This window comes from Escherichia sp. MOD1-EC5990, from assembly GCF_002965285.1.
In the GTDB taxonomy this organism is placed as follows: domain Bacteria; phylum Pseudomonadota; class Gammaproteobacteria; order Enterobacterales; family Enterobacteriaceae; genus Escherichia; species Escherichia coli_F.
Genome location: NZ_PTRV01000002.1, coordinates 264,490 through 289,064, shown reverse-complemented (window position 1 = coordinate 289,064; position 24,575 = coordinate 264,490). Strand labels below are relative to the sequence as shown.

The 24,575-nt window shown below is 50.6% G+C and carries 23 protein-coding genes and 2 pseudogenes; 7 read left to right on the top strand and 18 right to left on the bottom strand.

What is annotated here, in order from left to right; translation table 11 throughout:
- Window positions 1-20 precede the first annotated feature (20 nt).
- The 7 genes and pseudogenes from BEB42_RS03620 to BEB42_RS03590 all read right to left on the bottom strand — a co-directional run.
- Complete coding sequence (locus BEB42_RS03620) at window positions 21-881, bottom strand: SdiA-regulated domain-containing protein (RefSeq protein ID WP_001298932.1); 861 nt, start codon at window positions 879-881, stop codon at window positions 21-23.
- A 64-nt stretch (window positions 882-945) separates the two neighbouring features.
- Complete coding sequence (locus tag BEB42_RS03615) at window positions 946-1,203, bottom strand: DUF3343 domain-containing protein (protein WP_000657676.1); 258 nt, start codon at window positions 1,201-1,203, stop codon at window positions 946-948.
- Complete coding sequence (gene yjiL, locus BEB42_RS03610; RefSeq protein WP_000222495.1) at window positions 1,200-1,967, bottom strand: putative 2-hydroxyacyl-CoA dehydratase activator YjiL; 768 nt, start codon at window positions 1,965-1,967, stop codon at window positions 1,200-1,202. The genes BEB42_RS03615 and yjiL overlap by 4 nt, the downstream gene beginning before the upstream one ends.
- Window positions 1,968-1,976: 9 nt before the next feature.
- Entirely contained in the window at window positions 1,977-3,128 is a 1,152-nt protein-coding gene (locus BEB42_RS03605) for a double-cubane-cluster-containing anaerobic reductase (RefSeq protein WP_001298064.1), read from the bottom strand.
- A 115-nt stretch (window positions 3,129-3,243) separates the two neighbouring features.
- Window positions 3,244-4,524, bottom strand: coding sequence for a DUF445 domain-containing protein (locus BEB42_RS03600; RefSeq protein ID WP_001037400.1), 1,281 nt, complete (start codon window positions 4,522-4,524; stop codon window positions 3,244-3,246).
- Window positions 4,525-4,564: 40 nt separating this feature from the next.
- Window positions 4,565-5,797 (bottom strand): multidrug efflux MFS transporter MdtM, encoded by a 1,233-nt coding sequence (gene mdtM / locus BEB42_RS03595; protein WP_024186283.1) that lies wholly within the window; start codon window positions 5,795-5,797, stop codon window positions 4,565-4,567.
- Between the two features lie 145 nt (window positions 5,798-5,942).
- Window positions 5,943-6,038 (bottom strand): annotated as a pseudogene (locus BEB42_RS03590) (dienelactone hydrolase family protein); the annotation flags it as partial.
- 56 nt (window positions 6,039-6,094) lie between these two features.
- Here BEB42_RS03590 and BEB42_RS03585 point away from each other — a divergent pair.
- The 3 genes and pseudogenes from BEB42_RS03585 (at window position 6,095) to BEB42_RS03575 (ending at window position 7,567) form a co-directional block, all read left to right on the top strand.
- Window positions 6,095-6,792 (top strand): annotated as a pseudogene (locus BEB42_RS03585) (IS1 family transposase).
- A gap of 198 nt (window positions 6,793-6,990) precedes the next feature.
- On the top strand, window positions 6,991-7,278 hold the full coding sequence (locus BEB42_RS03580) for a BrnT family toxin (RefSeq protein WP_001297643.1): 288 nt from the start codon (window positions 6,991-6,993) through the stop codon (window positions 7,276-7,278).
- Window positions 7,265-7,567: a BrnA antitoxin family protein gene (locus BEB42_RS03575; RefSeq protein WP_000063156.1), complete on the top strand. Its 303-nt coding sequence runs from the start codon at window positions 7,265-7,267 to the stop codon at window positions 7,565-7,567. The genes BEB42_RS03580 and BEB42_RS03575 overlap by 14 nt, the downstream gene beginning before the upstream one ends.
- Window positions 7,568-7,600: 33 nt before the next feature.
- Here the strand turns inward: BEB42_RS03575 and yjiA are convergent, their stop codons facing one another.
- The 3 genes from yjiA to btsT are packed head-to-tail and all read right to left on the bottom strand — an operon-like array spanning window position 7,601 to window position 10,971.
- Window positions 7,601-8,557 (bottom strand): GTPase, encoded by a 957-nt coding sequence (gene yjiA, locus BEB42_RS03570; protein ID WP_001297640.1) that lies wholly within the window; start codon window positions 8,555-8,557, stop codon window positions 7,601-7,603.
- Window positions 8,558-8,567: 10 nt separating this feature from the next.
- Complete coding sequence (locus BEB42_RS03565) at window positions 8,568-8,771, bottom strand: YbdD/YjiX family protein (RefSeq protein WP_000467859.1); 204 nt, start codon at window positions 8,769-8,771, stop codon at window positions 8,568-8,570.
- 49 nt (window positions 8,772-8,820) lie between these two features.
- Window positions 8,821-10,971, bottom strand: coding sequence for a pyruvate/proton symporter BtsT (gene btsT / locus BEB42_RS03560; protein ID WP_001295524.1), 2,151 nt, complete (start codon window positions 10,969-10,971; stop codon window positions 8,821-8,823).
- 376 nt (window positions 10,972-11,347) lie between these two features.
- Here btsT and tsr point away from each other — a divergent pair, with 376 nt between their 5' ends.
- Window positions 11,348-13,012: a methyl-accepting chemotaxis protein gene (gene tsr / locus BEB42_RS03550; RefSeq protein WP_105267166.1), complete on the top strand. Its 1,665-nt coding sequence runs from the start codon at window positions 11,348-11,350 to the stop codon at window positions 13,010-13,012.
- A 48-nt stretch (window positions 13,013-13,060) separates the two neighbouring features.
- Here tsr and BEB42_RS03545 read toward each other — a convergent pair whose 3' ends face one another.
- On the bottom strand, window positions 13,061-14,422 hold the full coding sequence (locus tag BEB42_RS03545) for an MFS transporter (protein ID WP_000410144.1): 1,362 nt from the start codon (window positions 14,420-14,422) through the stop codon (window positions 13,061-13,063).
- Between the two features lie 214 nt (window positions 14,423-14,636).
- Window positions 14,637-15,551 (bottom strand): GntR family transcriptional regulator, encoded by a 915-nt coding sequence (locus tag BEB42_RS03540; protein ID WP_105267165.1) that lies wholly within the window; start codon window positions 15,549-15,551, stop codon window positions 14,637-14,639.
- Window positions 15,552-15,689: 138 nt separating this feature from the next.
- On the opposite strand from BEB42_RS03540, the gene lgoD reads away from it, so the two are divergent.
- Window positions 15,690-16,712, top strand: coding sequence for an L-galactonate oxidoreductase (gene lgoD / locus BEB42_RS03535; RefSeq protein WP_000106033.1), 1,023 nt, complete (start codon window positions 15,690-15,692; stop codon window positions 16,710-16,712).
- A gap of 139 nt (window positions 16,713-16,851) precedes the next feature.
- Here the strand turns inward: lgoD and opgB are convergent, their stop codons facing one another.
- The 6 genes from opgB to BEB42_RS03505 form a co-directional block, all read right to left on the bottom strand.
- Entirely contained in the window at window positions 16,852-19,143 is a 2,292-nt protein-coding gene (gene opgB, locus BEB42_RS03530) for a phosphatidylglycerol--membrane-oligosaccharide glycerophosphotransferase (protein WP_105267164.1), read from the bottom strand.
- Between the two features lie 253 nt (window positions 19,144-19,396).
- On the bottom strand, window positions 19,397-19,891 hold the full coding sequence (gene yjjA / locus BEB42_RS03525; RefSeq protein ID WP_001308243.1) for a DUF2501 domain-containing protein YjjA: 495 nt from the start codon (window positions 19,889-19,891) through the stop codon (window positions 19,397-19,399).
- A gap of 48 nt (window positions 19,892-19,939) precedes the next feature.
- Window positions 19,940-20,677 carry a DNA replication protein DnaC gene (gene dnaC, locus BEB42_RS03520; protein WP_000799911.1) on the bottom strand — a complete coding sequence of 246 codons (738 nt, stop codon included), beginning with the start codon at window positions 20,675-20,677 and terminating at the stop codon, window positions 19,940-19,942.
- Window positions 20,678-20,679: 2 nt separating this feature from the next.
- Window positions 20,680-21,219 (bottom strand): primosomal protein DnaT, encoded by a 540-nt coding sequence (gene dnaT, locus BEB42_RS03515; RefSeq protein ID WP_000098818.1) that lies wholly within the window; start codon window positions 21,217-21,219, stop codon window positions 20,680-20,682.
- Between the two features lie 107 nt (window positions 21,220-21,326).
- A complete protein-coding gene (locus BEB42_RS03510; RefSeq protein ID WP_000538188.1) occupies window positions 21,327-21,800 on the bottom strand; it encodes a threonine/serine exporter in 474 nt (157 codons plus the stop codon).
- Window positions 21,791-22,561, bottom strand: coding sequence for a threonine/serine ThrE exporter family protein (locus BEB42_RS03505; protein WP_105267163.1), 771 nt, complete (start codon window positions 22,559-22,561; stop codon window positions 21,791-21,793). Before BEB42_RS03505 ends, BEB42_RS03510 begins: the two co-directional genes overlap by 10 nt.
- A gap of 620 nt (window positions 22,562-23,181) precedes the next feature.
- On the opposite strand from BEB42_RS03505, the gene BEB42_RS03500 reads away from it, so the two are divergent.
- Entirely contained in the window at window positions 23,182-23,907 is a 726-nt protein-coding gene (locus BEB42_RS03500; protein WP_000936635.1) for a helix-turn-helix domain-containing protein, read from the top strand.
- Window positions 23,865-24,542, top strand: a complete 678-nt coding sequence (gene bglJ / locus BEB42_RS03495; protein ID WP_001353481.1) for a DNA-binding transcriptional activator BglJ — start codon at window positions 23,865-23,867, stop codon at window positions 24,540-24,542. Before BEB42_RS03500 ends, bglJ begins: the two co-directional genes overlap by 43 nt.
- The last annotated feature ends 33 nt before the right edge of the window (window positions 24,543-24,575 follow it).

Below are 24,575 nucleotides of genomic sequence, written 5' to 3'. Positions count from 1 at the left end.
AGGTGAAATATGCCAGCCTGTTAATGCGATGATTTAGGGGTAAAGCGATAAAAACGATTTGGTTCGCTAACGATATAAATATTACCAGAGGCATCCATCGCAATCCCTTCGGCCTGTTTGATGTTATGCGACAAACCTCGACTGCCTTTGGTTAGTGATATTTCACCGATAACCTCGCCAACCAGGGTTACTTCCTGGAGTGCGCGAGATTCATGAGACAGCACCAGAAGCGTATTTTTTTGCTGGTTAAATTCTGCGCCGGACACATCATCTAAAGTAAATTGCCGTTGTAGTGCCTCGTCTTTGCTGATGTGTAATTCATTGCTACTTAACAGCCCGTTAACTTTGTAGACCTCAATCGGATTTTTCTCTTTAAAAAACCAGAAAGTGTGATCCTGGCGAGAATAAGCCAACCCTTCAAAACCGCAATTGGTTGGGGAGTCTTGCAGCGGGATTTTTATTTTTTTGAGGATTTTTACTTCCGAGTTTGGGGTCAGTGAAATCACATAAATGGCGTAATCGCGCTCATCGCTAATGACAAACTGATTATCGCCAATGTATTCGATCGTCTCGAGATCCTTAACAAAATCCAGAGGAATTGTGCGGATAAAATCACCATTGGTGGTCATTTCAACAATGGCGGCAGGTTTGTTGATAGTGCTAAAAAGAGTATTGCTTTGTGCCGACCAGGTCAGCGAAGAGATATTATTCGTTATGCCTGCAATTTCTTTGCCGTCAATGGTGGCGTGGTAATTCTGAAATGATGCTGCATGATTGCTTTTACGGGCGCAAGATTGCACGAAGAAAGTACACACTGCCACAATGGCAAAAAGAATCACAATAACGGAGATGCGTTTACTTAACGAAATACTTTTTGTCACGGTAATCCCTTTAAGGCAAATCAATAAGATATCGAGAAGTATACGTAGCGACCTTAATGAATCCTTAACGCGGAGAAACCCGGTAATGTGCAATGCAGCGCCAGACACCATCCTGCTGACAATAAATTGACTCAGTCAGCCCAGGGATCACCCATTGTATTTCCTCGCCGGGGGGACAGGTCAGCCAAATGCATAACCCGCAGCCGCCGCGTAAATCACGGGGAATATCGCTGACGCGAAAAGTCATGCCCGCTGCCTGCAACGCTTTGCGGGTTTGTATGACGCCGACTGTGGAGTGAAATAAAAATAAAAACTCTTTCATCGGCGTGTCCTCACTCGTTGACCAATTACCGCCGCGCCAATTGCGCCAGCAAATTGCGCATCAGGATGGGTATTTACCGGCATTCCCAGATGAGATTCCAGCATCCGGGCAAACGTCTGGCAATGACTAACGCCACCAGTAAACAGAATCGGCGCTTCACAGGAGAGACGAGCAATGAAATTGGCACTCCTCCGCGCCATCGCGTTAATCACTCCGGCGAGAATCGCTTCTGGCGCGACGCCCGCTGAGCGCAGGCTGATCACTTCTGATTCGGCAAACACTGTGCACATACTCGTGATGGCGTGCGGCGTGACATTTTCGGTAATGCTGTCGAGTTGCTCGACGCTGGTGCCAAGCGTGCGCGAGATCACCTCCAGGAAACGCCCGGTGCCCGCCGCGCATTTGTCATTCATCAGGAAATCGCACAGGTTACCGTCATCATCAAGCTGAATCACTTTGCTGTCCTGACCACCGATGTCGATTACCGCGCGCGTTGCTGGCGCAAGAAACCGTGCGCCCAGCCCATGACAGGAGATTTCCGTCACTTGTTTATCGGCAAAATCCACCAGTTGCCGTCCATAGCCGGTGAGCGTCAGAAACGGCGTTGTCTCTAACCCTTCGCGCAGAGTTTCCCAGGCTTCAGTAATTGCTGTTGCCGGACGAAAGGGTGTTGGAACGAGGAAACGGCGCGTAATCACGCCGTCTGCCAGTAAGATCCCTTTGGTGGCGGTAGAACCAGAATCAATGCCAATCGAATATGTCACTGCCACTCCTTACAGCATCTCAATAAAGGCCGCGACACGGGTACTGAGCTGCCCGACATCTGAGGTGGAATAGTCTGTTTCAATAGCGATATAAGGAATGTTGTGCTGCTGACGCACATGACGTTTAATCGCCAGCGATTCCACCGCGTAGGTATGGCACGCCTGCAAAATCACATCAACTACGCCATCGACCTGATATTCTTCCACCATCTGGCTGAGCATTTGCAGGCGCTGATCGTTCGGCGAAACACAGGAGCAGCCAATCGCCAGATATTTATCCGCCAGCGCGTCGTAGACATCGCCCGTTTCCGCCACGCATTGCTCGGTCGCTTTCGCCCCAGTGCAGTTTTCATAACCGACAACCCAGCCGCCATTCTCTTCAATTGCCCGCACCACTTTTTCTGCTGCGCCGCCAATCGGGCAGCCGGTGATTAAAATGCGTGGACGCGGGTCCAGTCGCTGGCCTTCTTCCCACTGCTGACGAACGCGGGCGGTCATTGCATCCAGTTCATTGATCAACGCCTCTTTATCGAACCGGAAGGTTGCGCCGTAGACCACTTTCAGAATGTCGCTGCCGCTAAGCGCCGGAGGATTTAACTGCCCAAGATGATAAAAATTGGCCAGTGCGCGACGTTCGCGGTTTTTCAGCGCAATGGCATCGCGCAGAGCATCTTCGCTAATCTCGTGCCCAAAACGTTCTTCTACCGTTTTTTGCAAGCGCAGCATCTCGGCTTTCCATAACGCACGCGAGGCATCGTCCTTAACGCTGTTCGGCAACTGCATCACATGAACGGGCTTAAACTCCGCCATGTATTCATACATTTTCTTTTTGCCGTCGCAGGTGGTTTCACCGACCACCAGATCCGAAAAGTAGAAGTAGGGGCATTTATCGGTTTTGCCGAAGCCGTAGCTGCTTTTAATCAGCGGGCAGAGGTTGCGCGGCAGATCTTTCTCCGCTTCTTCAATGGTTTCATCAGAGGTAGAACAGAGCGAAACCACAACCGCACCGGCTGCCATCGGGATCTCTTGCGGCATAAAGGTGCAGTAAGTGCCAACCAGCGGAATGCCGCGCTCCTTGAGATCCATGACGGTGAGAAAGCCTTTCTGGCGAGCTTCAGAGAACTGATCGAAAATGGCGGGTAGATCGGTGACAAGTGACATGATTTTCCTTCCCCGTACCACGGGAGATAATGAAAAGAGGCCACATTATTACCATTCTTTTAGTGTGGTTTATTTGATCTCTCTCGCGGTTAGCCACTTAGTTTTTCATGGATTTCTAAAAATTGCTGAGGGGGAACAAGGCCGGGAGCTGCGACAACAAATATAAAATTAGCCCAATACAACCGCCAACCAGCGTACCGTTGACACGGATAAACTGCAGATCTTTGCCGATATTTAACTCGATTTGCCGCGACATATCCCGAGCATCCCAGCTTTTTACTGTATCGCTGATGTGGCGCGTCAGGAATGCGGAAAACTCAGGCGCGACGCGGTGCGCGGCTTGTTCCAGGTGACCATTTAACGATGCCCGCAAGGCATCATCGGCAATTAACGTTTCGCCAAACCATTGACCCGCCCGCGCGATACGTTCTTTCACACGAGAATCTTCACTGTTGATATCCGCTTTCAGCCATTCCCGTAAATCCCCCCACAATTCACTGAGATAGCGGTTAAAAGCTTCATCTTCTTTCAGATAACTTTTTACGGCATCGGCTCGCGCTGCCATTTCCGGATCGTTTTTCAACTTGTCGATCAGGGCAAAGGTGGCGCGATCAAATGCATGGCGGATCTGATGCGCACGATCGCGGCTGATATCATCAAGCAAAGAATTCACCGCGTCAGAAACCAACTCCGCGCTATGTTCGCCCAGCCATTCAGTAGGCAAAATTTTGGCTTTCAGCGGATGCTCGCTCTCCAGCCAGCGAACAATTTGCTGGGCAATAAACTTGCGCGATTTATCGCGCTGGAGAAGGGCGATCAACTGTGCGATCAGCGTATCCAGCAGCACCTGATGACGATTGTTTTTGGTCATACTCTCCAGCATCAACGCACTGGTGCCGGAAAGATCGACCTTATCAATCGCCCGATGGACCGCGCGCTTAAGCAGGCGCTGAATACGCGCATCATCGGTCAGTTCAAGAAAACCGCTCATGATCTGCAACAGATGCTGACCAACGCGGCGGGCGTTCTCCGGCTGACTAAACCAGTTGCCAATCAACAACGCCGGTTCGTGACGTCGAATCAATGCCACCAGCGACTGGGTATCGAGAAATTTTTCCTGCACGAACTGGCCGAGATTTTCGCCAATCCGGTCTTTATTACGCGGGATAATCGCCGTATGACGAGAAATGATCGGAATCGGCACGCGGCGAAACAGCGCCACCACCGCAAACCAGTCCGCCAGCGCGCCGACCATCGCCGCTTCAGCAATCGCCTTCACGCCGCTCACCCAAAAATTGGGCGGCAAAAACAGCGTAACGACAAAGGTAGCAGCGGCGATAAGCAGTAAAGAGAGCGCCAACATTTTGGCGCGTCTGAGTTCAATGAGTTTATTCATAACGTTAAGAATAGAGCCTGACGGCAGGATCGCGCAAAAATCACCGCTCCTCCGCCAGCTCGGCAGCCTGATGTTGGCGCACGCGATTAAGCAATCCTGCCAGGGTGAAAACGACGATAACGCCCGCCACGACGGCTAACAGATGAAACGGCAAGCGACCGCCGTTAAACCACAGCCAGCGGCCGATTTCGACCGAGACAGACATCACCATCAGGATCACCATATTCAGCGATGCGGAGACGGTCCCTTTCGGTAAGTTATTGGAAAAAAGCGTAAAGCGGAATAAGGTCGGGAAGATCAAACCAATCCCGAAAGCATACAAACTGGTGCCCAGCACCGACCACAGCCAGACGTGCGGTGACAGCAGATTGCCGATAATCAACAGCGCGAGGCCGACCAGTTGAATGGGTACGGCACGCCAGATGAAGCGCGGTTCGGTTGGATCTTTAACGAAACGCGCCACGATGGCATTCGCGACAATCACCGCGCCGAACACCGGAACCTGTGTCCAGGCGAACTGCGAAGTTGTTAAGCCGCCCGCGTCGATCAGGATCACCGGCGAGACAGCCACCCAACTCATCATTGGGATATAGCTTAAAGAGATGGTTGCTGCGCCAAAGAGGAACAGCCGATTGCAAAAGACATTACGAAAATCGCGCAAGACGCTTTTGGCGCTAAATGGAACCGCGCCGCGCTTCACCGTCTCTGGCATCGCCAGCAGTAAGCCAACAAATGAGATAAACCCCATAACCGCAATGATGGCAAAAAGGACTTTCCAGTGCACAAAGTGCATCAGAGCTGCGCCGGAAAGCGGGCCAATAATCGGCGCAATCAGTACGATGGAGGTGATAATCGCCATCAACCTGATCCCTTTTGTCTGGCCGAACGCCTCCTGCACCGTGACATAACCAACGGTGGCAATAAAACAGATACTGGTGCCCTGAATTGCACGCGCGATAAGAAACTGTGTCATAGACGTTGTGAACATTGTCGCAGCGCAGGCAAGGGTAAATATTAGCGCCCCGGTAATCAGCACCGGCCTGCGGCCAATCCTGTCGGAAAGCGGCCCCAGCAGCCACTGTAACGCCATACCGCCCGCGAGATAGAGACTGACGGCTGCCGGGGCCAGACTGACATCGGCATTAAAATCACGGACCACATTAATGATCCCCGGCTGAATCAGGTCCGTCGACAGGTACGCGGCAAAATCATACAAAATCAACGCCATCGGGAAAAACAGCGTGGCGGCATGCGTTGCTTTTAATCCCGCCATTAAGCCTTTACCAAAATGGTTATTCATCGTTCACTTTATTCGCTATATATCGCCATATATAGCGATATTTTAGGCAAAGAACGACTTTTGCGCACGCTATTTTTTCATGCTTGTTTAAGACGTAATCCCGTAAGAGATAAACCTATCAGGAGAGATATTTATCAAACCATTTCAGTGTCCTTTGCCAGGCAAGATCGGCGGCAGATTTGTCATAACGGGGCGTGGAATCATTATGGAATCCGGGTAATGCTGCCAACTTACTGATTTAGTGTATGATGGTGATTTTAAGGTGCTTGCGTGGCTTCCATTTCCATCAGATGTCCTTCCTGCTCCGCTACTGAAGGCGTGGTGCGTAACGGCAAAAGCACTGCCGGACATCAGCGCTATCTCTGCTCTCATTGCCGTAAAACATGGCAACTACAGTTCACTTACACCGCCTCTCAGCCCGGTACGCACCAGAAAATCATTGATATGGCCATGAATGGCGTCGGATGTCGCGCCAGTGCACGCATTATGGGCGTTGGCCTCAACACGGTTTTACGTCACTTAAAAAACTCAGGCCGCAGTCGGTAACCTCGCGCATACAACCGGGCAGTGATGTGATTGTCTGCGCTGAAATGGACGAACAGTGGGGCTACGTCGGTGCTAAATCACGTCAGCGCTGGCTGTTTTACGCGTATGACAGGATACGGAGGACGGTTGTGGCGCACGTCTTCGGTGAACGCACTCTGGCCACACTGGAACGTCTTCTGAGCCTGCTGTCGGCCTTTGAGGTCGTGGTATAGATGACGGATGGCTGGCCGCTGTATGAATCACGCCTGAAGGGAAAGCTGCACGTTATCAGCAAGCGTTACACTCAGCGCATTGAGCGACATAATCTGAATCTGAGACAACATCTGGCAAGGCTGGGACGGAAGTCACTGTCGTTCTCAAAATCGGTGGAGCTGCATGACAAGGTCATCGGGCATTATCTGAACATAAAACACTATCAGTAAGTTGGAGTCATTACCCGACAGCGAGGTGTTTAGTGTGCCATGTCAGGCGAGAAATTCTATTGGATGAATCAAGTCCAACTTACTCATTGTCAATTTCATGGTTGATTATTCGAAACGTGATGCTATTTCCAACATCAACGCTATAATTGCAGAATAATTGTAGATACATTTTTGTATATACAATTAGGGATGGCAATTATGCCAATGGAGTTTGAATGGGATGAAAACAAGGCCAAAAGTAATCGGGTGAAACATGGCATCCGCTTTGAAGATGCGGTGTTATTGTTTGATGATCCACAACATTTGTCACAGCAAGAACGTATAGAAAACGGTGAGTATCGCTGGCAGACAATCGGCCTGGTTTACGGCATCGTGGTTATTCTGGTTGCGCATACCATCCGTTTCGAAAGCGGAAATGAAATTATTCGAATCATCAGTGCACGAAAAGCAGATCGTAAAGAGAGGAATCGCTATGAGCATGGTTAAACATAAACGAGGGACCTCCTCTACACTCGATGTGCAGCATGAGGCCGAACTGAAGGCGCTGGCGAATAAATCCGACGAAGATATTGATTACAGTGATATCCCACCTTCCAGCGATGAGCAATGGTCTAACGCCGAACGCGGTAAGTTTTATCGGCCATTGAAAACTCAGGCTTCGGTGCGTATTGATGCTGATGTGATGGAATGGTTGAAGCGACCAGGTAAAGGCTATCAAACTCGCCTGAACGCAATTTTACGTGAAGCGATGCTGCGCGATCAGAACAAAAAATAATTCAGGCCGCCACATGGCGGCCATCATCCAAAATTACTTCCTCAACCCCGCAAACGCTGCCCGAATCTCTTCCTCCGGCAACTGAATCCCGATAAACACCATCGTGCTATGCGGTTTTTCATCGCCCCACGGGCGGTCCCAGTCGGCGCTGTAGAGGCGTTGGACGCCCTGGAATAGCAGGCGGTTAGGTTCGCCGTCAATCCATAGCATCCCTTTGTAACGCAGTAGTTTATCCGCCGACTCCAGCAGCAGGTTTTCCATCACCCGGGAAACTTCGCTGATATCTACCGGGTAATCCAGTTCCACCACAATCGACGAAATATCGTTTTGTTTGTCCGCGATAAAGTGGAAACGCGGTTTGGTGCTGACGACGTTTTCTTCCAGCATAAAACCGTTGGTGTTGAACAGAAGGCCCAGGTCGATATCGCCGTGGGTAACGGTGTAGACCGGTGCGCGGGCGTTGATGCGCGCCAGGCGTTCACGCAGTTTCTCTGCTTCGCCTGCGACGTCGGTTTTCGTCAGCAGAATACGGTCGGCGTAGCCAACCTGGGACTGGGCGATGGTGAACTGGTTCATCTGCTCATCGGCATGTACCGCATCCACCAGCGCAATCACGCCGTCCAGCAGGTAGCGCTGGCATAAAATCTCATGGGAGAAAAAGGTCTGAATAATCGGGCCGGGATCGGCCATGCCGGTGCATTCAATGACCAGACGGTCGAACTGAATATTGCCCTTGTCGAGATTATCCAGCAGGTCGAGTAGTGCGTCTTCCAGCTCGTTGGAGCGCGAACAGCAGATGCAGCCGTTGGTCAGCGTTTTGATCTGCGTGGCGCGGTCGCCAATCAGTTGATCATCAACGGAGACTTCGCCGAATTCGTTTTCAATCACGGCAATCTTGTAGCCGTGTTGTTCGTTAAGAATATGGCGCAGCAGGGTGGTTTTGCCCGCGCCTAAAAAACCGGTGAGTAGGGTAACTGCAATCGGGTTCATGCTCTCTCCATTAACAACAGCGCATACCGCCTTTACCATCGCCGCCGTAGCGTGCGTTCTGGCGTTCGCGGAAGAATTCTTCATAGCTCATGTACGGCTTGTCGGGATGGTTGGTCTTCATATGCTCGACGTAGTTGTCGTAGTCTGGAATGCCAATCAACATCTTCGCCGCCTGGCCGAGATATTTTTTTGCCTGTCCTAAGTTACCAAACATAGTTCACTCTGATAAGAACAAAGCCCCGCCGAAGCGGGGCTAAACACGGTTAGTGGTGCGAAGAGATCTTCACGCCGCCTTCCGGGATTGGAACGTACGGTGTTTCTTTGTCAGTACGTTTGTCGCTGTTACGCACCGCAAGCCAGGTTTTGAAACCGTAGAAGATGATGCTGTACACCACAATCAGGAACAGAATACTCAGACCTGCGTTGGTGTAGTTGTTCACAACGATGTGGTTCATGTTGGCAATCTGCTGCGCCGTCAGGTCAGTACCGTTAGCAATCTTCTCTTTGTACTGGCTTGCCATGTAGAAGAAGCCTTCCATCTGCGGGTTGGTGCTGAACAGTTTCAGGCCCAGCGCCCAGGTGGTGCAGATAAGCAGCCATACAGCCGGAACAACAGTTACCCAGATGTATTGGGTGCGCTTCATCTTAATCAGCACAACGGTGCCCAGTACCAGCGCTACGGCTGCCAGCATCTGGTTGGAAATACCGAACAGCGGCCACAGGCTCTTAACGCCGCCCAGCGGATCGACCACGCCCTGATACAGCAGGTAGCCCCACAGACCCACACAGCCCGCAGTACCGATGATACCGGCAACCAGAGAGTCGGTTTTTTTCAGGAACGGGATGAAGTTACCCAGCAGGTCTTGCAGCATAAAGCGGCCAGAACGGGTACCCGCATCCAGCGCGGTCAGGATGAACAGTGCTTCGAACAGAATACCGAAGTGATACCAGAAGCCCATGTCAGCCATCGGCAGCACTTTGTGGAACACGTGAGCGATACCTACCGCCAGCGTCGGCGCACCACCTGCACGGTTCAGGACAGAAGGCTCACCAATGTCTTTCGCGGTTTGCAGGATCTGCTCTGGCGAAATCACGAAGCCCCAGGAGCTGACGGTCGCTGCCGCGTGTGCGGTAACGTCTTTCAGCTGCGCCATGATGATCGGCGCGTTCTCGCCACCCATTTCATGCAGGTTAGGCATGGTGATGCCAAGGCCAGCAGGCGGGGTGTTCATCGCGAAGTAAAGACCCGGTTCGATGATGGACGCAGCAACCAGCGCCATAATCGCCACGAAGGACTCCATCAGCATTGCGCCGTAGCCGATGAAACGTGCGTCGGTTTCATTAGCCAGCAGTTTTGGCGTCGTACCGGAAGAGATCAGCGCGTGGAAGCCAGATACCGCACCACAGGCGATGGTGATGAACAGGAACGGGAACAGAGCGCCTTTCCACAGCGGGCCAGTACCGTCAATGTACTGGGTCATGGCAGGCATTTTCAGTTCCGGGTTCAGCACCACGATACCCAGCGCCAGGCCGACGATAACGCCGATTTTCAGGAAGGTTGCCAGATAGTCGCGCGGTGCGAGGATCAGCCACACCGGCAGCAGTGCGGAAACAAACGCATAGCCAATCAGCGCGAAGGTAATGGTGGTGTCTTTAAAGGTCAGTGCCGGACCCCAGTACGGATCGTGAGCAATCACGCCACCGAAGTAGATAGAGGCAACCAGCAGCACGATACCAATGACAGAGACTTCACCCACACGCCCCGGACGAATAAAGCGCATGTAGATACCCATAAACAGCGCAATCGGTACGGTTGAGCAAACGGTGAAGACACCCCACGGACTTTCGGCCAGGGCTTTAACCACAATCAGCGCCAGGACGGCGAGGATGATGATCATGATTAAGAAACAGCCAAACAGCGCGATAGTCCCCGGTACTGGTCCCATCTCTTCTTTGATCATCTCACCAAGAGATGCGCCATTACGGCGAGAGGAGATAAACAGCACCATAAAGTCCTGAACCGCACCGGCCAGCACGACCCCCGCCAGCAGCCACAGCGTGCCAGGCAGGTAGCCCATCTGCGCGGCGAGAACCGGACCCACCAGCGGACCAGCACCGGCGATAGCGGCGAAGTGGTGACCAAACAACACGTAACGGTTGGTCGGAACGTAGTTCAGACCGTCGTTGTTAATAACCGCAGGCGTCGCGCGCGTGGGGTCGAGTTTCATCACCTTCTGGGCGATGTACAGACTGTAGTAGCGATACGCCACCAGATACACCGATACAGAGGCGACCACGATCCACAGGGCGCTGACGTGCTCCCCCCGACGTAATGCAACTACCGCGAGGCAGAATGCACCGATGATTCCGAGAATCACCCAGGGTATGTGCTTGAATATCTTTTTAGTATCCATAGTAAAACCTGGCATGTATTGATTAATAGTTGGCCGAAGCCGTTCTAGGTTTGCGTTGCGTTTGAGGAGGTAAATTGACCGCTATCCTGTAGTGATGTTGCCAGAGTTACGCGCGCGTAAAGTAAGGTAAATAACTGAGTGGTTATTTTAGGGATGTAAGCGGTCAGTTTTGCGGTTGAGCGGCAAAGGCGTCGTTTAAGTGACGATAAATATGTGATTCATATCACATATTTATATTGTGAATAATTTATGTAAATAATGGCTTTTTAAATTCAGAGTGTGAATAAAATTACTCGGCGTAATCTCCGCGGGATATTCATAAAGTTTTTCCTTTCCAGGCCGAAAATCTTGCATCGGTCCACAGGAAAGAGAAACCATGTTAAAACGTATCAAAATTGTGACCAGCTTACTGCTGGTTTTGGCCGTTTTTGGCCTTTTACAACTGACATCAGGCGGTCTGTTCTTTAATGCCTTAAAGAATGACAAAGAAAATTTCACTGTTTTACAAACCATTCGCCAGCAGCAATCCACGCTGAATGGCAGCTGGGTCGCGTTGTTGCAGACGCGTAACACCCTCAACCGCGCGGGTATCCGCTACATGATGGATCAGAATAATATTGGTAGCGGTTCAACCGTTGCTGAGCTGATGCAGAGTGCCAGTATTTCGCTGAAACAGGCGGAAAAAAACTGGGCGGATTACGAAGCGTTGCCGCGTGACCCGCGTCAGAGCACCGCCGCAGCGGCAGAGATCAAACGTAATTACGATATTTATCACAATGCGCTGGCGGAGCTGATCCAACTGTTAGGTGCAGGCAAAATCAACGAGTTCTTTGATCAGCCGACTCAGGGATATCAGGACGGTTTCGAGAAGCAGTATGTGGCTTACATGGAACAAAACGATCGGCTCCATGATATCGCCGTCAGCGATAACAATGCCTCCTACAGCCAGGCGATGTGGATTCTGGTGGGCGTGATGATCGTCGTACTGGCGGTCATCTTCGCCGTCTGGTTCGGTATTAAAGCCTCGCTGGTAGCGCCAATGAATCGCCTGATTGACAGCATTCGTCATATTGCAGGCGGCGATCTGGTGAAACCGATTGAGGTGGATGGCTCTAATGAGATGGGGCAACTGGCAGAGAGTTTGCGCCATATGCAGGGAGAGCTGATGCGTACCGTCGGTGATGTGCGCAACGGGGCCAATGCCATCTATAGCGGTGCCAGCGAAATCGCTACCGGCAATAACGATCTCTCTTCGCGCACCGAGCAACAGGCTGCTTCGCTGGAAGAGACGGCAGCCAGCATGGAGCAACTGACCGCAACGGTGAAACAGAACGCCGAGAATGCGCGCCAGGCCAGCCACCTGGCGTTAAGTGCTTCTGAAACGGCGCAACGCGGCGGCAAAGTGGTAGATAACGTGGTGCAGACTATGCGTGATATCTCCACCAGTTCGCAGAAAATCGCCGATATTATCAGCGTAATTGACGGCATTGCCTTCCAGACCAATATTCTGGCTTTGAACGCGGCGGTTGAAGCAGCGCGTGCGGGTGAGCAAGGACGTGGTTTTGCGGTGGTTGCGGGAGAAGTGCGTAATCTGGCCCAGCGTAGCGCTCAGGCGGCTCGCGAAATTAAAAGCCTGATTGAAGACTCGGTGGGCAAAGTGGATGTTGGCTCTACGCTGGTCGAAAGCGCCGGGGAAACCATGGCAGAGATTGTCAGCGCTGTGACCCGCGTGACGGACATTATGGGCGAAATTGCTTCGGCTTCTGATGAGCAGAGCCGTGGTATCGATCAGGTTGGCTTAGCAGTAGCTGAGATGGACCGAGTAACCCAACAGAACGCTGCGCTGGTGGAAGAATCTGCCGCCGCCGCCGCCGCGCTGGAGGAGCAGGCCAGTCGCCTGACCGAAGCTGTGGCAGTGTTCCGGATTCAGCAAGAGCAGCAACGCCAGCGCGAAGCATCGGCAGTAGTAAAAACTGTGACGCCATCTGCGCCGCGCAAAGTGGCAGTGGCAGATAGCGGAGAGAACTGGGAAACGTTTTAATCGCCATAAAAATGCCCGATAAGCAAAATGTTATCGGGCATAGGGAAATTAATCTTTACGTGGGTCGTTGATCGGCTGACGAACCAGGAAGATGTATGCCAGTGCACCCGCCGCGGTGACGCAACCGCAGATGATTAGCGCCAGACGGAATGAGTGGGTGGTATCGACAATAAAACCAGTAATGATCGGCGCGAAAGAAGCGCAGATGAAGCTGGCAAAGTTCTGGATACTGCCCACCGATGCAGTCATGCGAGAAGCGACAGCGACGTGGATCAATCCCCAGCAGGATGTTCCGGCAAAGTGAATGCAGAACAGTGCCATGCCAATCAGCAGAACCGCTGTCATGGATGTTGTCGCTTGCGGTACGACCAGCGTAAAGGCGGCAGAACAGAACATCCCGGCAATAATGCAGATCTTACGGCTTTTAATCGGAGCCATTCCCCCTTTGACCAGCCAGTCGGTAACGTAACCGTTGACCAGCATCCCGGCAGCCCCAAACAGGAAAGGGATAGCCGCCATCAATCCTGTGCTTTTTAAATCCAGGTTATAGGCTGTTTGCAGGTAACCAGGAAGCCAGGCCAGATACAGCCACGCAGTGTAATTGATGCCACTGAATCCGAGCATCATTCCCCACATTGTGCGGTTACGGAACAGGCTGCGCCATTCAGCAAAACTGAGTGGATCACGGCGGGCATTGACGCTACCGGCATTGAGATAGGCTTGTTCAACGGCAGTCAGTTCAACGTGCTCGCGGTTGCGATAGAGCATATACCAACCGATGGCGAGAAAAATACCCAACACACCAATGGTAATAAACATCCCGCGCCAGCCCATCACCAGCATCATCGCCGCCAGAATTGGCGGGCTTACGGCAACGCCAATGGTGGAGGCGGCGTTGAAGAAGCCCATTGGGCGTCCGCGCTCTTTGATGTTGAACCAGTCGTTAATGACTTTTACGCCGCACGGGTTCATTGGTGCTTCACCAATTCCCATACCGATACGCACCAACACGAACTGCGTGAAGCTGTGCACCATGCCAGACATTGCCTGGAACAGTGACCAGAAGAACATCCCCAGTCCCAGCATCAGGCGAGGGCCTTTACGATCCAATAGCGGGCCGCAAGGAAGCTGCGCAATCCCGTAGGCGAGTGAAAACACGGAGAGCAAAGCGCCGATTTCGGTGGCACTTAATCCCAATTCTTCACGAATCGTTAAATTTGCTACCGACAGCGAACTGCGGTCGAGATAATTGATTACCGCCGCAAAAAATAATAACAACATGGCGGTGGTTTGAATGCGTTTAATTCGGGTACTGCGTTGAACTAATCCATCTGGTGGCACGGGAATATCTGCCGACGAAGATGGAGTAAATGAAGAACGCGGATCGAGGGTGATATTTTCTTTTTCCACGCCGGACTCCTGTATTTATAATTTTAATTGTTTACGTAATTGTGCATTACGCAAGGTTGACATTAACGGCAGGTAAAAGTTTTAGGACTTTACTACCGCTCACAAAAACATTTTTAGTCGACTGATTGTGAGCATAGGTAAGCGGGAATTTTCCGGTATTTATCTTTTGATAAAACCGTGCACCCGCTAATAGTTTGCTGTTTTTAATCCGTACTTAATGAGCATAACGCGTGTTCTCATTAATGGATCGAATCATTGATTGTTTAGCTGAATTCAAATGGTTACGGAGCGCAAGGGTGGCATCCAGGTCACTGCGGCAAATCAGAGCGCTGAGAATGGTCATATGCTCATCGACGGCAATGATATTGCGCTGTTTAAGATCGCTTTCGTCCCATTGATAGTGAAAATGAAAGATGACTGAGATGATCTCAAGCGATTGATCAAAAAAGATATTATCGGCAGCTGAAAGCAGTAAGGAGTGAAAATCTCTGTCAAGTTGCGAGAACATGCGAAAGCTGTTGCCGATGTTGTCACGCAGTAGTCGATGACGTTCGAGCATGGTTTTCGCCTGCAACCAGCGTGGATCATGATCAGGCAGGTTGAGAAAGTGCTGAAGTGAATGCGTTTCGAGCATTTCGCGTAGCTCAAACAGCTGCTCGGCGTAGGATTGATCGAATTGCTTCATGCTCCACTGGCCGCGCTTTTCGCTCTGAATAAGATTATAATGACCGAATTTTAAAAGATATTCTCTTACTACAACCGGGCTGACACCCGCGGCCCGAGCCAGTTGCAGTTCAGAAAAAGTTTCCCCTGGGCGTAACTGGCGCTGGTTTATCATCGTGAAAAAAGCCTGCTCAAACACTTTGTTTTGTTCACTCATTGAAGCGGTAGTACAGGCGAAACCGTCATCATGGTCAGGTTTACGCGCAATAACATAGTCGTTTCCAACCTGCGTCAAGACGCCGCATTCGCGTAAGTGGCTGAGAATATGACGCACTGTGGTGCGGCTGATGTTGTACATTTCCGCCAGCGCACTTTGCGATGGAAGTGGGGAAGGGATGTGACCCCGCGACATATCATCAATGACCTGGTTAATCACATTGTGGCGTAAATTTTGTGAGCGACTCATATTTTCCTCCTTGTGAGTCCATTAAAACCCGATTTAAAACATTTTTATGCGTGTGTTTTCACAAAACAGATTTTCCGTTCCGCTGCCATTTTTCATTTTCATTGATATCTAAGGCAACAAAAAATGGAGAGCCGAATCATGTCTACGATGAATGTTTTAATTTGCCAGCAGCCGAAAGAATTAGTCTGGAAACAACGCGAGATACCTATTCCGGGTGACAATGAAGCATTAATAAAAATTAAGTCTGTCGGGATTTGCGGTACCGATATTCATGCCTGGGGTGGAAATCAACCATTTTTTAGTTATCCACGCGTTTTAGGCCATGAAATATGTGGGGAGATTGTTGGGCTGGGTAAAAATATTGCTGATCTTAAAAATGGTCAGCAAGTTGCGGTGATCCCTTATGTTGCCTGTCAGCAATGCCCGGCATGTAAAAGCGGTCGCACCAATTGCTGTGAAAAAATTTCAGTTATTGGTGTGCATCAGGATGGTGGTTTTAGTGAGTATTTGAGCGTGCCGGTGGCGAACATTTTGCCCGCAGATGGTATTGACCCGCAGGCGGCAGCATTGATTGAACCTTTCGCTATTAGCGCACATGCGGTGCGTCGTGCAGCCATTGCTCCCGGCGAGCAGGTGCTGGTGGTCGGGGCGGGGCCAATCGGTCTGGGCGCGGCGGCAATCGCTAAAGCTGATGGCGCACAGGTGGTGGTGGCGGATACCAGTCCGGCACGCCGAGAACATGTGGCAACGCGTCTGGAGTTGCCCGTGCTGGACCCGTCAGCCGAAGATTTTGACGCGCAGCTGCGGGCGCAGTTTGGTGGTTCGCTGGCGCAGAAAGTGATCGACGCGACAGGTAATCAACATGCGATGAATAACACCGTGAATCTGATTCGTCACGGCGGCACGGTGGTATTTGTCGGCCTGTTTAAAGGTGAGTTGCAGTTCTCCGATCCGGAATTCCATAAAAAAGAAACGACGATGATGGGCAGCCGCAACGCCACGCCGGAAGATTTCGCTAAAGTCGGTCGACTTATGGCGGAAGGGAAAATCACTGCCGACATGATGTTAACCCATCGCTATCCGTTCGCCACGCTGGCAGAAACCTACGAGCGCGATGTGATTAACAATCGTGAGTTAATTAAAGGCGTAATTACTTTCTGATAAGGCGAGATTATTAAAGTTGCCATGCAGCGTCCGGGGAAGTGTTGGGCGCTGTTTTTTTTCTGTTTCTCAATGATGTTTTGTAGGCCGGAGAAGGTGTGTAGGTCGCACCTTATGCGACCTACACATCAGTCAGGAATTACCCTTCACGTTCCACAACTTTAATTTCCACCATGCCGATCCCGAGCTTACGCGGCGAGTGTCCGAGGATATTCCCTTCGTTGGTTGAGACAGGTTCCGGCGGCACAATTACCAGTGTGTCGGCATCGGTTGGGTTATCGAAATGCAGTGTGGTGGTGGTCACTTCATTGCCCAGCACAAGGGTTTGTTCTTCATTGCCTACGCGTACCGGAATAGGACGGCTGGCGTTATTGCCGTATGCTTTGGCGGTAATCACCAGGTCAAATTTCTTCGGCAGCGGATGCTTGTACTCGATTTTGACTTCATCGCCCAACTGCGCGTTGGACCAGCGGCCCCACGACTCCGGACGGGAAATCCCACTAAATTGTTTCACCTCTTCCGGCGCACCGGCGACGTTAAAAATGAAGCTGTCGGCTTTGTAGCGAATATCGTTATCAACAATCTTCAGCGAATCGACATTGCCTTTGTAACGCGCCATGTCGATGACCGTATCTTTAAATGCCGTTTTGCCCTTCCATGTTGTTTTATCAACATGCTGGACAATTTGCTGACCGCCAAGCTGCCCTTGCGAGACACACCAGTCGGTGGAAAGTGCCAGTTCCGGAGCCCAGAGTTGTGCCATCTTATAGCAACGGTCAACCCAGACGAAATTGTCGCGTGGAGCAAAATCGGCCAACTGGAAACGCAGTGGTGCTGAGTATTCACTTTCCGGCAGCGGTTCCACGCGCTTGTCTGAAACCCGCAACAGCAGCGGCAAACGGAAATGGCTACCCGAGAAGGCAATCATGTTTTTCTGCTGGTCGATGGTGAACTCTTTCATCTCTTTAGGGAATTTCCACAGGCGGATGATATCTGGCTTCCACGCCAATGTTTTCTCTTTGATATTGAGGAAGATTTCCGACATTGACTGCCCGGATAAACTGCTACGACCAAGTCCGAGATAGTTATCGCCACCGAGAATGTCCAGCACCGTCGCGCCGTTATCCATCGTGTTACGCTTCACCGCCAGCGTCTCTTGCTGCGGCTTGTCGCCACGAATGACGAAAAACAGATTATTGCGATCTTGCTTATTGAGGTATTTCCACGCCGTGTTGTTCATCGCTAAATGGTCAGACGAGACGACGATAACGGTATCCTTAAACCACGGTGATGCTTTGATTTTGTTGATAAACGTTGCGATGTTCTCCTGGCTGCAACTTACCGCACTGAATGACTGATTTGGCTTACCGTCAAAATCATATTTTTTGCGGTTACAGGTGCGCGAGATAAAACCATCCGGGTGATGGGTATCGACCGTCAGGGTAAACAGTGAGAATCGCTGGCCAGAGCGGGAAAGCTCTTCAAACTTTTTCCACGCTTCATCGAGAACGGTATCGTCGTAGAATCCCCAGTCGTTGCGATAGTGCGGGTCGGCCACCACGCTTTTCAGCTCTTCTGAGCCGTATAAGTGGTCGAAGCCATGCGACTTCAGGAAAACATCTTTACCGGCAAAACGCAGATTCGCGCCCTGCACGAAATAGTTCTGATAACCCGAGTTTTTCAGGATATCGCCCAGACAGATGTTCTGCGGGAAGAAGCTGGAGACAGAGGCGGAGGCGTTGCCTTCAAAGGGGGCAAACAGCGGTATGCCGCACTGAGAAGCCACCATGCCCGCAATCGTGTAATCCGTTCCTGGCAGCTGCTGCGTGTGGCTGAAATCCAGGCCTTCATTTTTCAACGCGCCCAGTTCAGGCGTGAGATCCGGGAAAGCTTCGTTATCAAAATAGGTTCGCTCGAGACTTTCGCCGTAGATATAAACCAGGTTGAGTTTCGGGTCAGGGATAGTTTTCGACGGCTCTTTATAATAAGCCGCAAAGTCCGGGTCGCCATCGCGTGACTGGGATTTCACCAGTTCCGTTATCTGACGAAATGCCGGGCTGGCGTCCACCGAACCCAGCGCCAGTAAGAGCGCCAGCAGGCTGTAACCAAAATGGTGCGGATGATGGCGACGACGGCGCAGGATCCAGCCCAGCGCACCGAACACCGCTGTCAGCCCCAGCACAATGCCGATACCCGGCAGGATGTATTTGCTGACGCCAGCACCGGTCAGGCTGTTGGTTAAGGTATAGAGAACCGCGTCGTTAATACCAGCGCCAGTAAAATAGTCGCTGGCAAACAGGGTGATATTTAAAACGACAAATAGCCCCAGCACCGTTAATGTGGCTGCAAACCACCAGGTGTTACGTCCCGCTTTCCATGCGTAAATCAGCACAGAGGCGAGAAAAAGGGCGAAAGAGAGTAGTTCTGACAACGGGCGATCCTCACTAAACCGGGCCGTTTAGCCAACGTTTAAGCTTTTTGAGAAGCACAATGTAATGGCGTCGCCATATTGCTGCAATTCTAGTGTCAAAAAAATGCGATGTTGTTAGGAATTAGTTTATAAACAGACTTTTTTGATCGCGGTCGCTTCCCGTGTAACAGGGGGAAAACCGTCCAGGAGCAGGGAAAAGGGCAGGAGAGAGCCGCGTCAGCCGGGTAACAGCTAAAACGCGGCGTTTCGCGGTTCAGGAAATGAAGTTCAGCCCCTGCTTTAACACCAGATCGCAGGCTTTGGTTTTCACCTTTTCTGCCAGCGGAGTCGTTCCGATGTTATCCAGATTGAGTTGCTGACCATCTTTGGTTTTCAGCAAACCCTGAATGCCATCCAGATAGTTGGTGTCTTCTTTTTGTTCTTCACTGTTCAGGCCCAGCTTTTCCAGCACCTGGTTCTTGATGTTTTCGGCATCGGTTACCGACGCCAGCTTTTGCTTCGCGCAGTATTGCAGAATGCCTGCGGCGTTGTTCATGTTATCTGCGCTTAAGGCCTGGTTCCCGCTGCTAAGCAAGTTAGTTAATGACGCGAGCGACCAACCGCCTTCCTGTGTCGTGCTGTTTTGGTTGCCAAGTTCGCTGGCGGCGCTGGAGAGCGCATCTTTCCAGGACGCAGCATGCACCCCGGTGGAAATTAATGCGCTGGCGGCAATGGCACAGCACAGAAGATGTTTAACAGTTTTCATCATCATTACTCAAGGTGGAATTGTGTCGCAGTATACCGCCAGAAACGGGGATTAATACTCTTTACCTGTTACCCGGCTACGGTAGCTATCCCAGTTGAAGATCACCCACAAACTGTTACCCAGGCGCATACGGTCCATCACGCGTTCGCCCAGCAACTTGGTCATCTCTTCCATATTACTGTTGGTCAGCATCCCGGTTGGGCGTTTGGAAGAAGAGCGGCGATCGACGATCTGGTTGATGATCACTTTTTCGTATTTCGATTCGGTCTGCACGCCGATCTCATCGATCACCAGCAGATCAACGTTGCTCAGATCGTTAAGCAGTTGTTCTTCGCTGGTACCGCTATTCCTGAAGGTATCTTTCATCGCCGACATAATATCGGCCACGGTGATGATCAATACGGATTTACCGCGTAGCAGCAGCTCGTTGCAGATTGCCGCCGCCAGATGGTTTTTGCCGGTTCCTGGCTTACCAGAAAAGATGAAGCTGGCGATGTTGCCGTCAAACTCTTCGACATACTGGCGCGCTTTGCTTAACGCATTCATCTGCCCTTCACACTCAACGCGATAGTTCTCAAAGGAGCAGTTCTGATGCAGTGGACGAATACCGGAGCGGTTAAAGGTGCGCTGCATTTTCATCGCCCGATTTTCACGTTCGAGAGCGGCGGAGCGGATCGCCCCTTGTTCTTTCTGCCAGGCCAGTAGCTCTTCACCCGTTTTGAATGCAGGTTTGATATGGGCAGGCATCATTTTTTGCAGGCGTTGCATCAGGTCGCCAACGTTTTTCATCGTTACCCTCTGAATCCTGGTGGAATTTGGCTGTCAGGTTCGCTGACCGTATTCACATCTCGTTTCGGCAGTCCGCCGTTGCTGGCACGACCGATTTGCAGGCTGCGCGCCAGTTTTTGTTGCCACTGCACATGGTGAAAGACTTTACCTTCCGCCTGCCAGTAGGCAATGAATGAGGCCAGTTCTTCGGTGGTCACCGGCTCTCTTAGCGCCACGCCCCATAGCGCCGCCAGGCGGATAAAGTCGGCATCGGGTTGCCAGTCCGGATACATGGCGAATTTCCCCATGGGGACAGCAACGGGAGCGGCTTGCGGTTCCTGATAGAGTTGATCGTCCAGAGCGACATCGCTTCCCGGACGCGCCAGCTTTTCTTCCAGCGCCAGCAGTTCAGCCAGGCGTGCAGGCGTGACGGCATAAAACGCCGGGGCATTGTTAGCAAATACGGCAACCACACCGCCTTCAGCTTTTGCCAGAACGGTTTGGTGATCGTGTACCAGGGCGTCAATACCAACGACGTCCGGGGTCAAAACTCTGGAAGACATACTGTTTCTCAAATATGGAACGATGAACGAGAAGGGAGATAACTTTTATAGTAACACACGGAGGAGAGGAGGCTGTCTCTCATCCGCGTGCTTTAAGTGAGGCAATTTTATACGCGAGGGCGTTTGCGGTACAACCATAATCCAGGAATGGAAAGGCCGATGGATAATGCACCAACAATCGATGAAGCTGTAAGAAAGTTGGTTAACAGGGTAATCATCAACGGTTCGCTGTAACCTAGCTGGCTGATTTTTACCGCCGAAATCATTGCAGTATAAGCAGAGATGCCCGGAAACATGGGGATAACAGCCGCCACGGTAAACACTTTCGGATGTGCCAGATACCAGCGCGACCATTGAATACCAATGGTGCCGACCAGCATAGAGGCCATAAAGGTTGACCATTCAATATTCAGCCCGCTGGTCATTAAGATCATTCGGGAACCATGACCTATCGCACCAAGCAGCGCACACCAGCGTAACGCCCGAACGGGAACGTTGAACACCATCGCAAAGCCGACCGCTGGAATGGCGGCGAGGATCATATCCTGCGCCAATGCTAACAGAAATTCGATCACACCCATCCGCGTAGCCCCCAAATCGTCAGTGCCATCACCACGCCGACGCAGGTAGCCAGTGTCAGCAGACTGGCGATCGCCCAGCGTGCCAGTCCGGTATTGATGTGGCCTTTAAACATATCGGCGACGGCATTAATCAACGGAAAGCCCGGCACCAGCAAGAGAACGCTGGCGGCCATCGCAATGGTGGGGGTATTACTGAAAGTGGGAAGTTGCAAAAGCAAACCGGAAATGGTGGTGGCGGCGAAAGCGGTGAGGCAAAAGTTGATCTGTGGATGAAGATGACGTTGTGCCAGCAGCTGGCGGATATACATTGCGACCGTACTGGCAAAGAAGGTGATGACGGCACCGTCCCAGCCACCGTTATTGAGTTTACAGAAACAGGCGCAAGAAAGGCCGACCATCAAGGCTACCAGCCATCGCGGGTAACGTAATGGCCGAATTTGGCTAAATCTTTTCTCTACGCCTTTGTAATCCAGCAGATGATGCTCCGCCAGAATCACAATGTGCTGGACTTCAGTCACCACATGCATATTAATGCCGCGATCGTGATTTTTACGTGTCGATGTCAGGCATTGCCCATCTTTAATGGTTGTCAGCACGATGGCGTTCGAAGAGATAGAACTTTCGACGCTGTCCATTCCCAGCGCCCGACCCAGTCGTGAGGAAAGTTCATCGACCAACGCGCTTTCCGCACCATGTTGCAAAAGAAATAATCCGCACTGGATACAAAGCCGTGTCACGGCTCGCTGTTGCTCAGTTTGCATAACTCGCCCTTTGTCATAGACGCGCTGCGTATTGTTCAAATTATGAGAATCCATTTGTATCATGAAGCGCGGTTGTTTTGCGGCAGGTTAAGATCAAAATTGCGCTGATTAATCCTGGTTATCGGGAGAGGCTCGGAGGGTAAAAAACGAATAATCTCAAGCTGTAAATAAATTATAACGTGAATATTATCGACATAATGAATGTATGGTCTGGTTTTTACGAATCGGGATTATCGATAACTGAGTGCTTTTTTAGGCTTTACAAAAGATAAAACTATCAGATTTTATTGAATAAATATTGATTGTGTGATTTTTTATTTTGCGAGAAGAAATATTTTTTAATTATAAATTAAATGAATGAGAATTCTGTTTTTCATTAAGTATTTCTAACAACTTAATGTAGATATTTTAAATGTCTCCAGGCTATTTCACCAGGTTATCATTTGATGCTAACCTTCTGACACATGCAGTGGAGTTATTGTGCAGCAGGAGTATGCTGATATGAAAGTGAATGCAAAGGATAATTTATTCGCTTAATCTATTAATTTGCTGGAAACATTTAAGGAATGAATATCCTGAATAGACCATCATGATTTTTAGACAGTGGATGTGGAGGAAATATGTTGCCAGGATGCTGCAAAAATGGAATTGTTATCAGTAAAATACCTGTTATGCAAGCAGGGTTAAAAGAGGTCATGAGGACTCACTTCCCTGAATATGAAATAATATCCAGCGCCTCTGCGGAGGACCTTACCTTATTACAATTACGTCGTTCCGGATTAGTTATTGCAGATTTAGCCGGTGAAAGTGAAGATCCTCGTTCTGTTTGTGAGCATTATTATTCTTTAATCTCACAATATCGGGAAATTCACTGGGTTTTCATGGTGTCACGCTCCTGGTATTCCCAGGCGGTAGAACTGCTCATGTGCCCTACGGCGACATTATTGTCTGATGTTGAACCCATTGAGAATCTGGTCAAGACCGTGCGTTCTGGCAATACGCACGCAGAGCGTATCAGTGCCATGCTGACCTCTCCGGCAATGACTGAAACGCATGATTTTAGCTATCGCTCCGTTATTCTCACTCTTTCAGAGCGCAAAGTACTGCGGCTATTAGGTAAAGGATGGGGCATCAACCAGATAGCTTCATTGCTTAAGAAAAGTAATAAAACTATCAGCGCCCAAAAAAACAGTGCGATGCGTCGACTGGCAATTCACAGCAACGCTGAAATGTATGCATGGATAAATAGCGCGCAGGGTGCAAGAGAACTTAACTTGCCTTCTGTTTATGGAGATGCCGCAGAATGGAACACAGCCGAATTAAGAAGAGAAATGTCGCACTCATAGAAAAATGCGTCATGAGCAGTATCGGTATTGAGAGTTTATTCAGAAAATTTGCGGGTAACCCTTATAAGCTCCATATCTATACCAGTCAGGAGTCATTTCAGGATGCCATGTCGCGGATCTCATTTGCGGCGGTCATTTTTTCTTTTTCTGCCATGAGAAGTAAACGCAGAGAGGGATTATCTTGCCTGACTGAACTGGCGATTAAGTTTCCGCGTACCCGACGTTTAGTTATTGCGGATGATGATATTGAAGCTCGGCTGATTGGTTCATTGTCGCCATCACCGCTGGACGGTGTATTAAGTAAAGCGTCGACGCTGGAGATTTTTCATCAAGAACTCTTTTTGTCATTAAATGGTGTGCGTCAGGCGACCGACCGATTGAACAATCAGTGGTACATTAACCAAAGCCGGACGCTAAGCCCGACGGAGAGAGAAATATTGCGCTTTATGTCGCGTGGCTACTCAATGACACAAATTGCCGAGCAGCTTAAACGCAATATCAAAACGATCCGCGCGCATAAATTTAATGTAATGTCGAAACTGGGCGTCAGTTCTGATGCAGGGTTGTTGGAGGCCGCGGACATTCTGTTATGTATGCGTCATTGCGAAGCAAGTAACGTGTTGCACCCCTATTAATACGCTTAATGCCGGGTTTACTTCCCCGGCAAA

Coding starts and splice junctions, on each gene's coding strand:
- tsr (WP_105267166.1), top strand. CDS start 11,348: ATGTTAAAACGTATCAAAATTGTGACCAGCTTACTGCTGGTTTTGGCC.
- dnaT (WP_000098818.1), bottom strand. CDS start 21,219: ATGTCTTCCAGAGTTTTGACCCCGGACGTCGTTGGTATTGACGCCCTG.
- BEB42_RS03565 (WP_000467859.1), bottom strand. CDS start 8,771: ATGTTTGGTAACTTAGGACAGGCAAAAAAATATCTCGGCCAGGCGGCG.
- BEB42_RS03580 (WP_001297643.1), top strand. CDS start 6,991: ATGCCAATGGAGTTTGAATGGGATGAAAACAAGGCCAAAAGTAATCGG.
- mdtM (WP_024186283.1), bottom strand. CDS start 5,797: ATGGCGGGATTAAAAGCAACGCATGCCGCCACGCTGTTTTTCCCGATG.
- BEB42_RS03540 (WP_105267165.1), bottom strand. CDS start 15,551: ATGAGTCGCTCACAAAATTTACGCCACAATGTGATTAACCAGGTCATT.
- BEB42_RS03575 (WP_000063156.1), top strand. CDS start 7,265: ATGAGCATGGTTAAACATAAACGAGGGACCTCCTCTACACTCGATGTG.
- BEB42_RS03615 (WP_000657676.1), bottom strand. CDS start 1,203: ATGAAAGAGTTTTTATTTTTATTTCACTCCACAGTCGGCGTCATACAA.
- BEB42_RS03600 (WP_001037400.1), bottom strand. CDS start 4,524: ATGAATAAACTCATTGAACTCAGACGCGCCAAAATGTTGGCGCTCTCT.
- dnaC (WP_000799911.1), bottom strand. CDS start 20,677: ATGAAAAACGTTGGCGACCTGATGCAACGCCTGCAAAAAATGATGCCT.
- BEB42_RS03505 (WP_105267163.1), bottom strand. CDS start 22,561: ATGCAAACTGAGCAACAGCGAGCCGTGACACGGCTTTGTATCCAGTGC.
- BEB42_RS03605 (WP_001298064.1), bottom strand. CDS start 3,128: ATGTCACTTGTCACCGATCTACCCGCCATTTTCGATCAGTTCTCTGAA.
- bglJ (WP_001353481.1), top strand. CDS start 23,865: ATGGAACACAGCCGAATTAAGAAGAGAAATGTCGCACTCATAGAAAAA.
- yjjA (WP_001308243.1), bottom strand. CDS start 19,891: ATGATGAAAACTGTTAAACATCTTCTGTGCTGTGCCATTGCCGCCAGC.
- lgoD (WP_000106033.1), top strand. CDS start 15,690: ATGTCTACGATGAATGTTTTAATTTGCCAGCAGCCGAAAGAATTAGTC.
- yjiA (WP_001297640.1), bottom strand. CDS start 8,557: ATGAACCCGATTGCAGTTACCCTACTCACCGGTTTTTTAGGCGCGGGC.
- BEB42_RS03510 (WP_000538188.1), bottom strand. CDS start 21,800: ATGGGTGTGATCGAATTTCTGTTAGCATTGGCGCAGGATATGATCCTC.
- btsT (WP_001295524.1), bottom strand. CDS start 10,971: ATGGATACTAAAAAGATATTCAAGCACATACCCTGGGTGATTCTCGGA.
- BEB42_RS03500 (WP_000936635.1), top strand. CDS start 23,182: ATGTTGCCAGGATGCTGCAAAAATGGAATTGTTATCAGTAAAATACCT.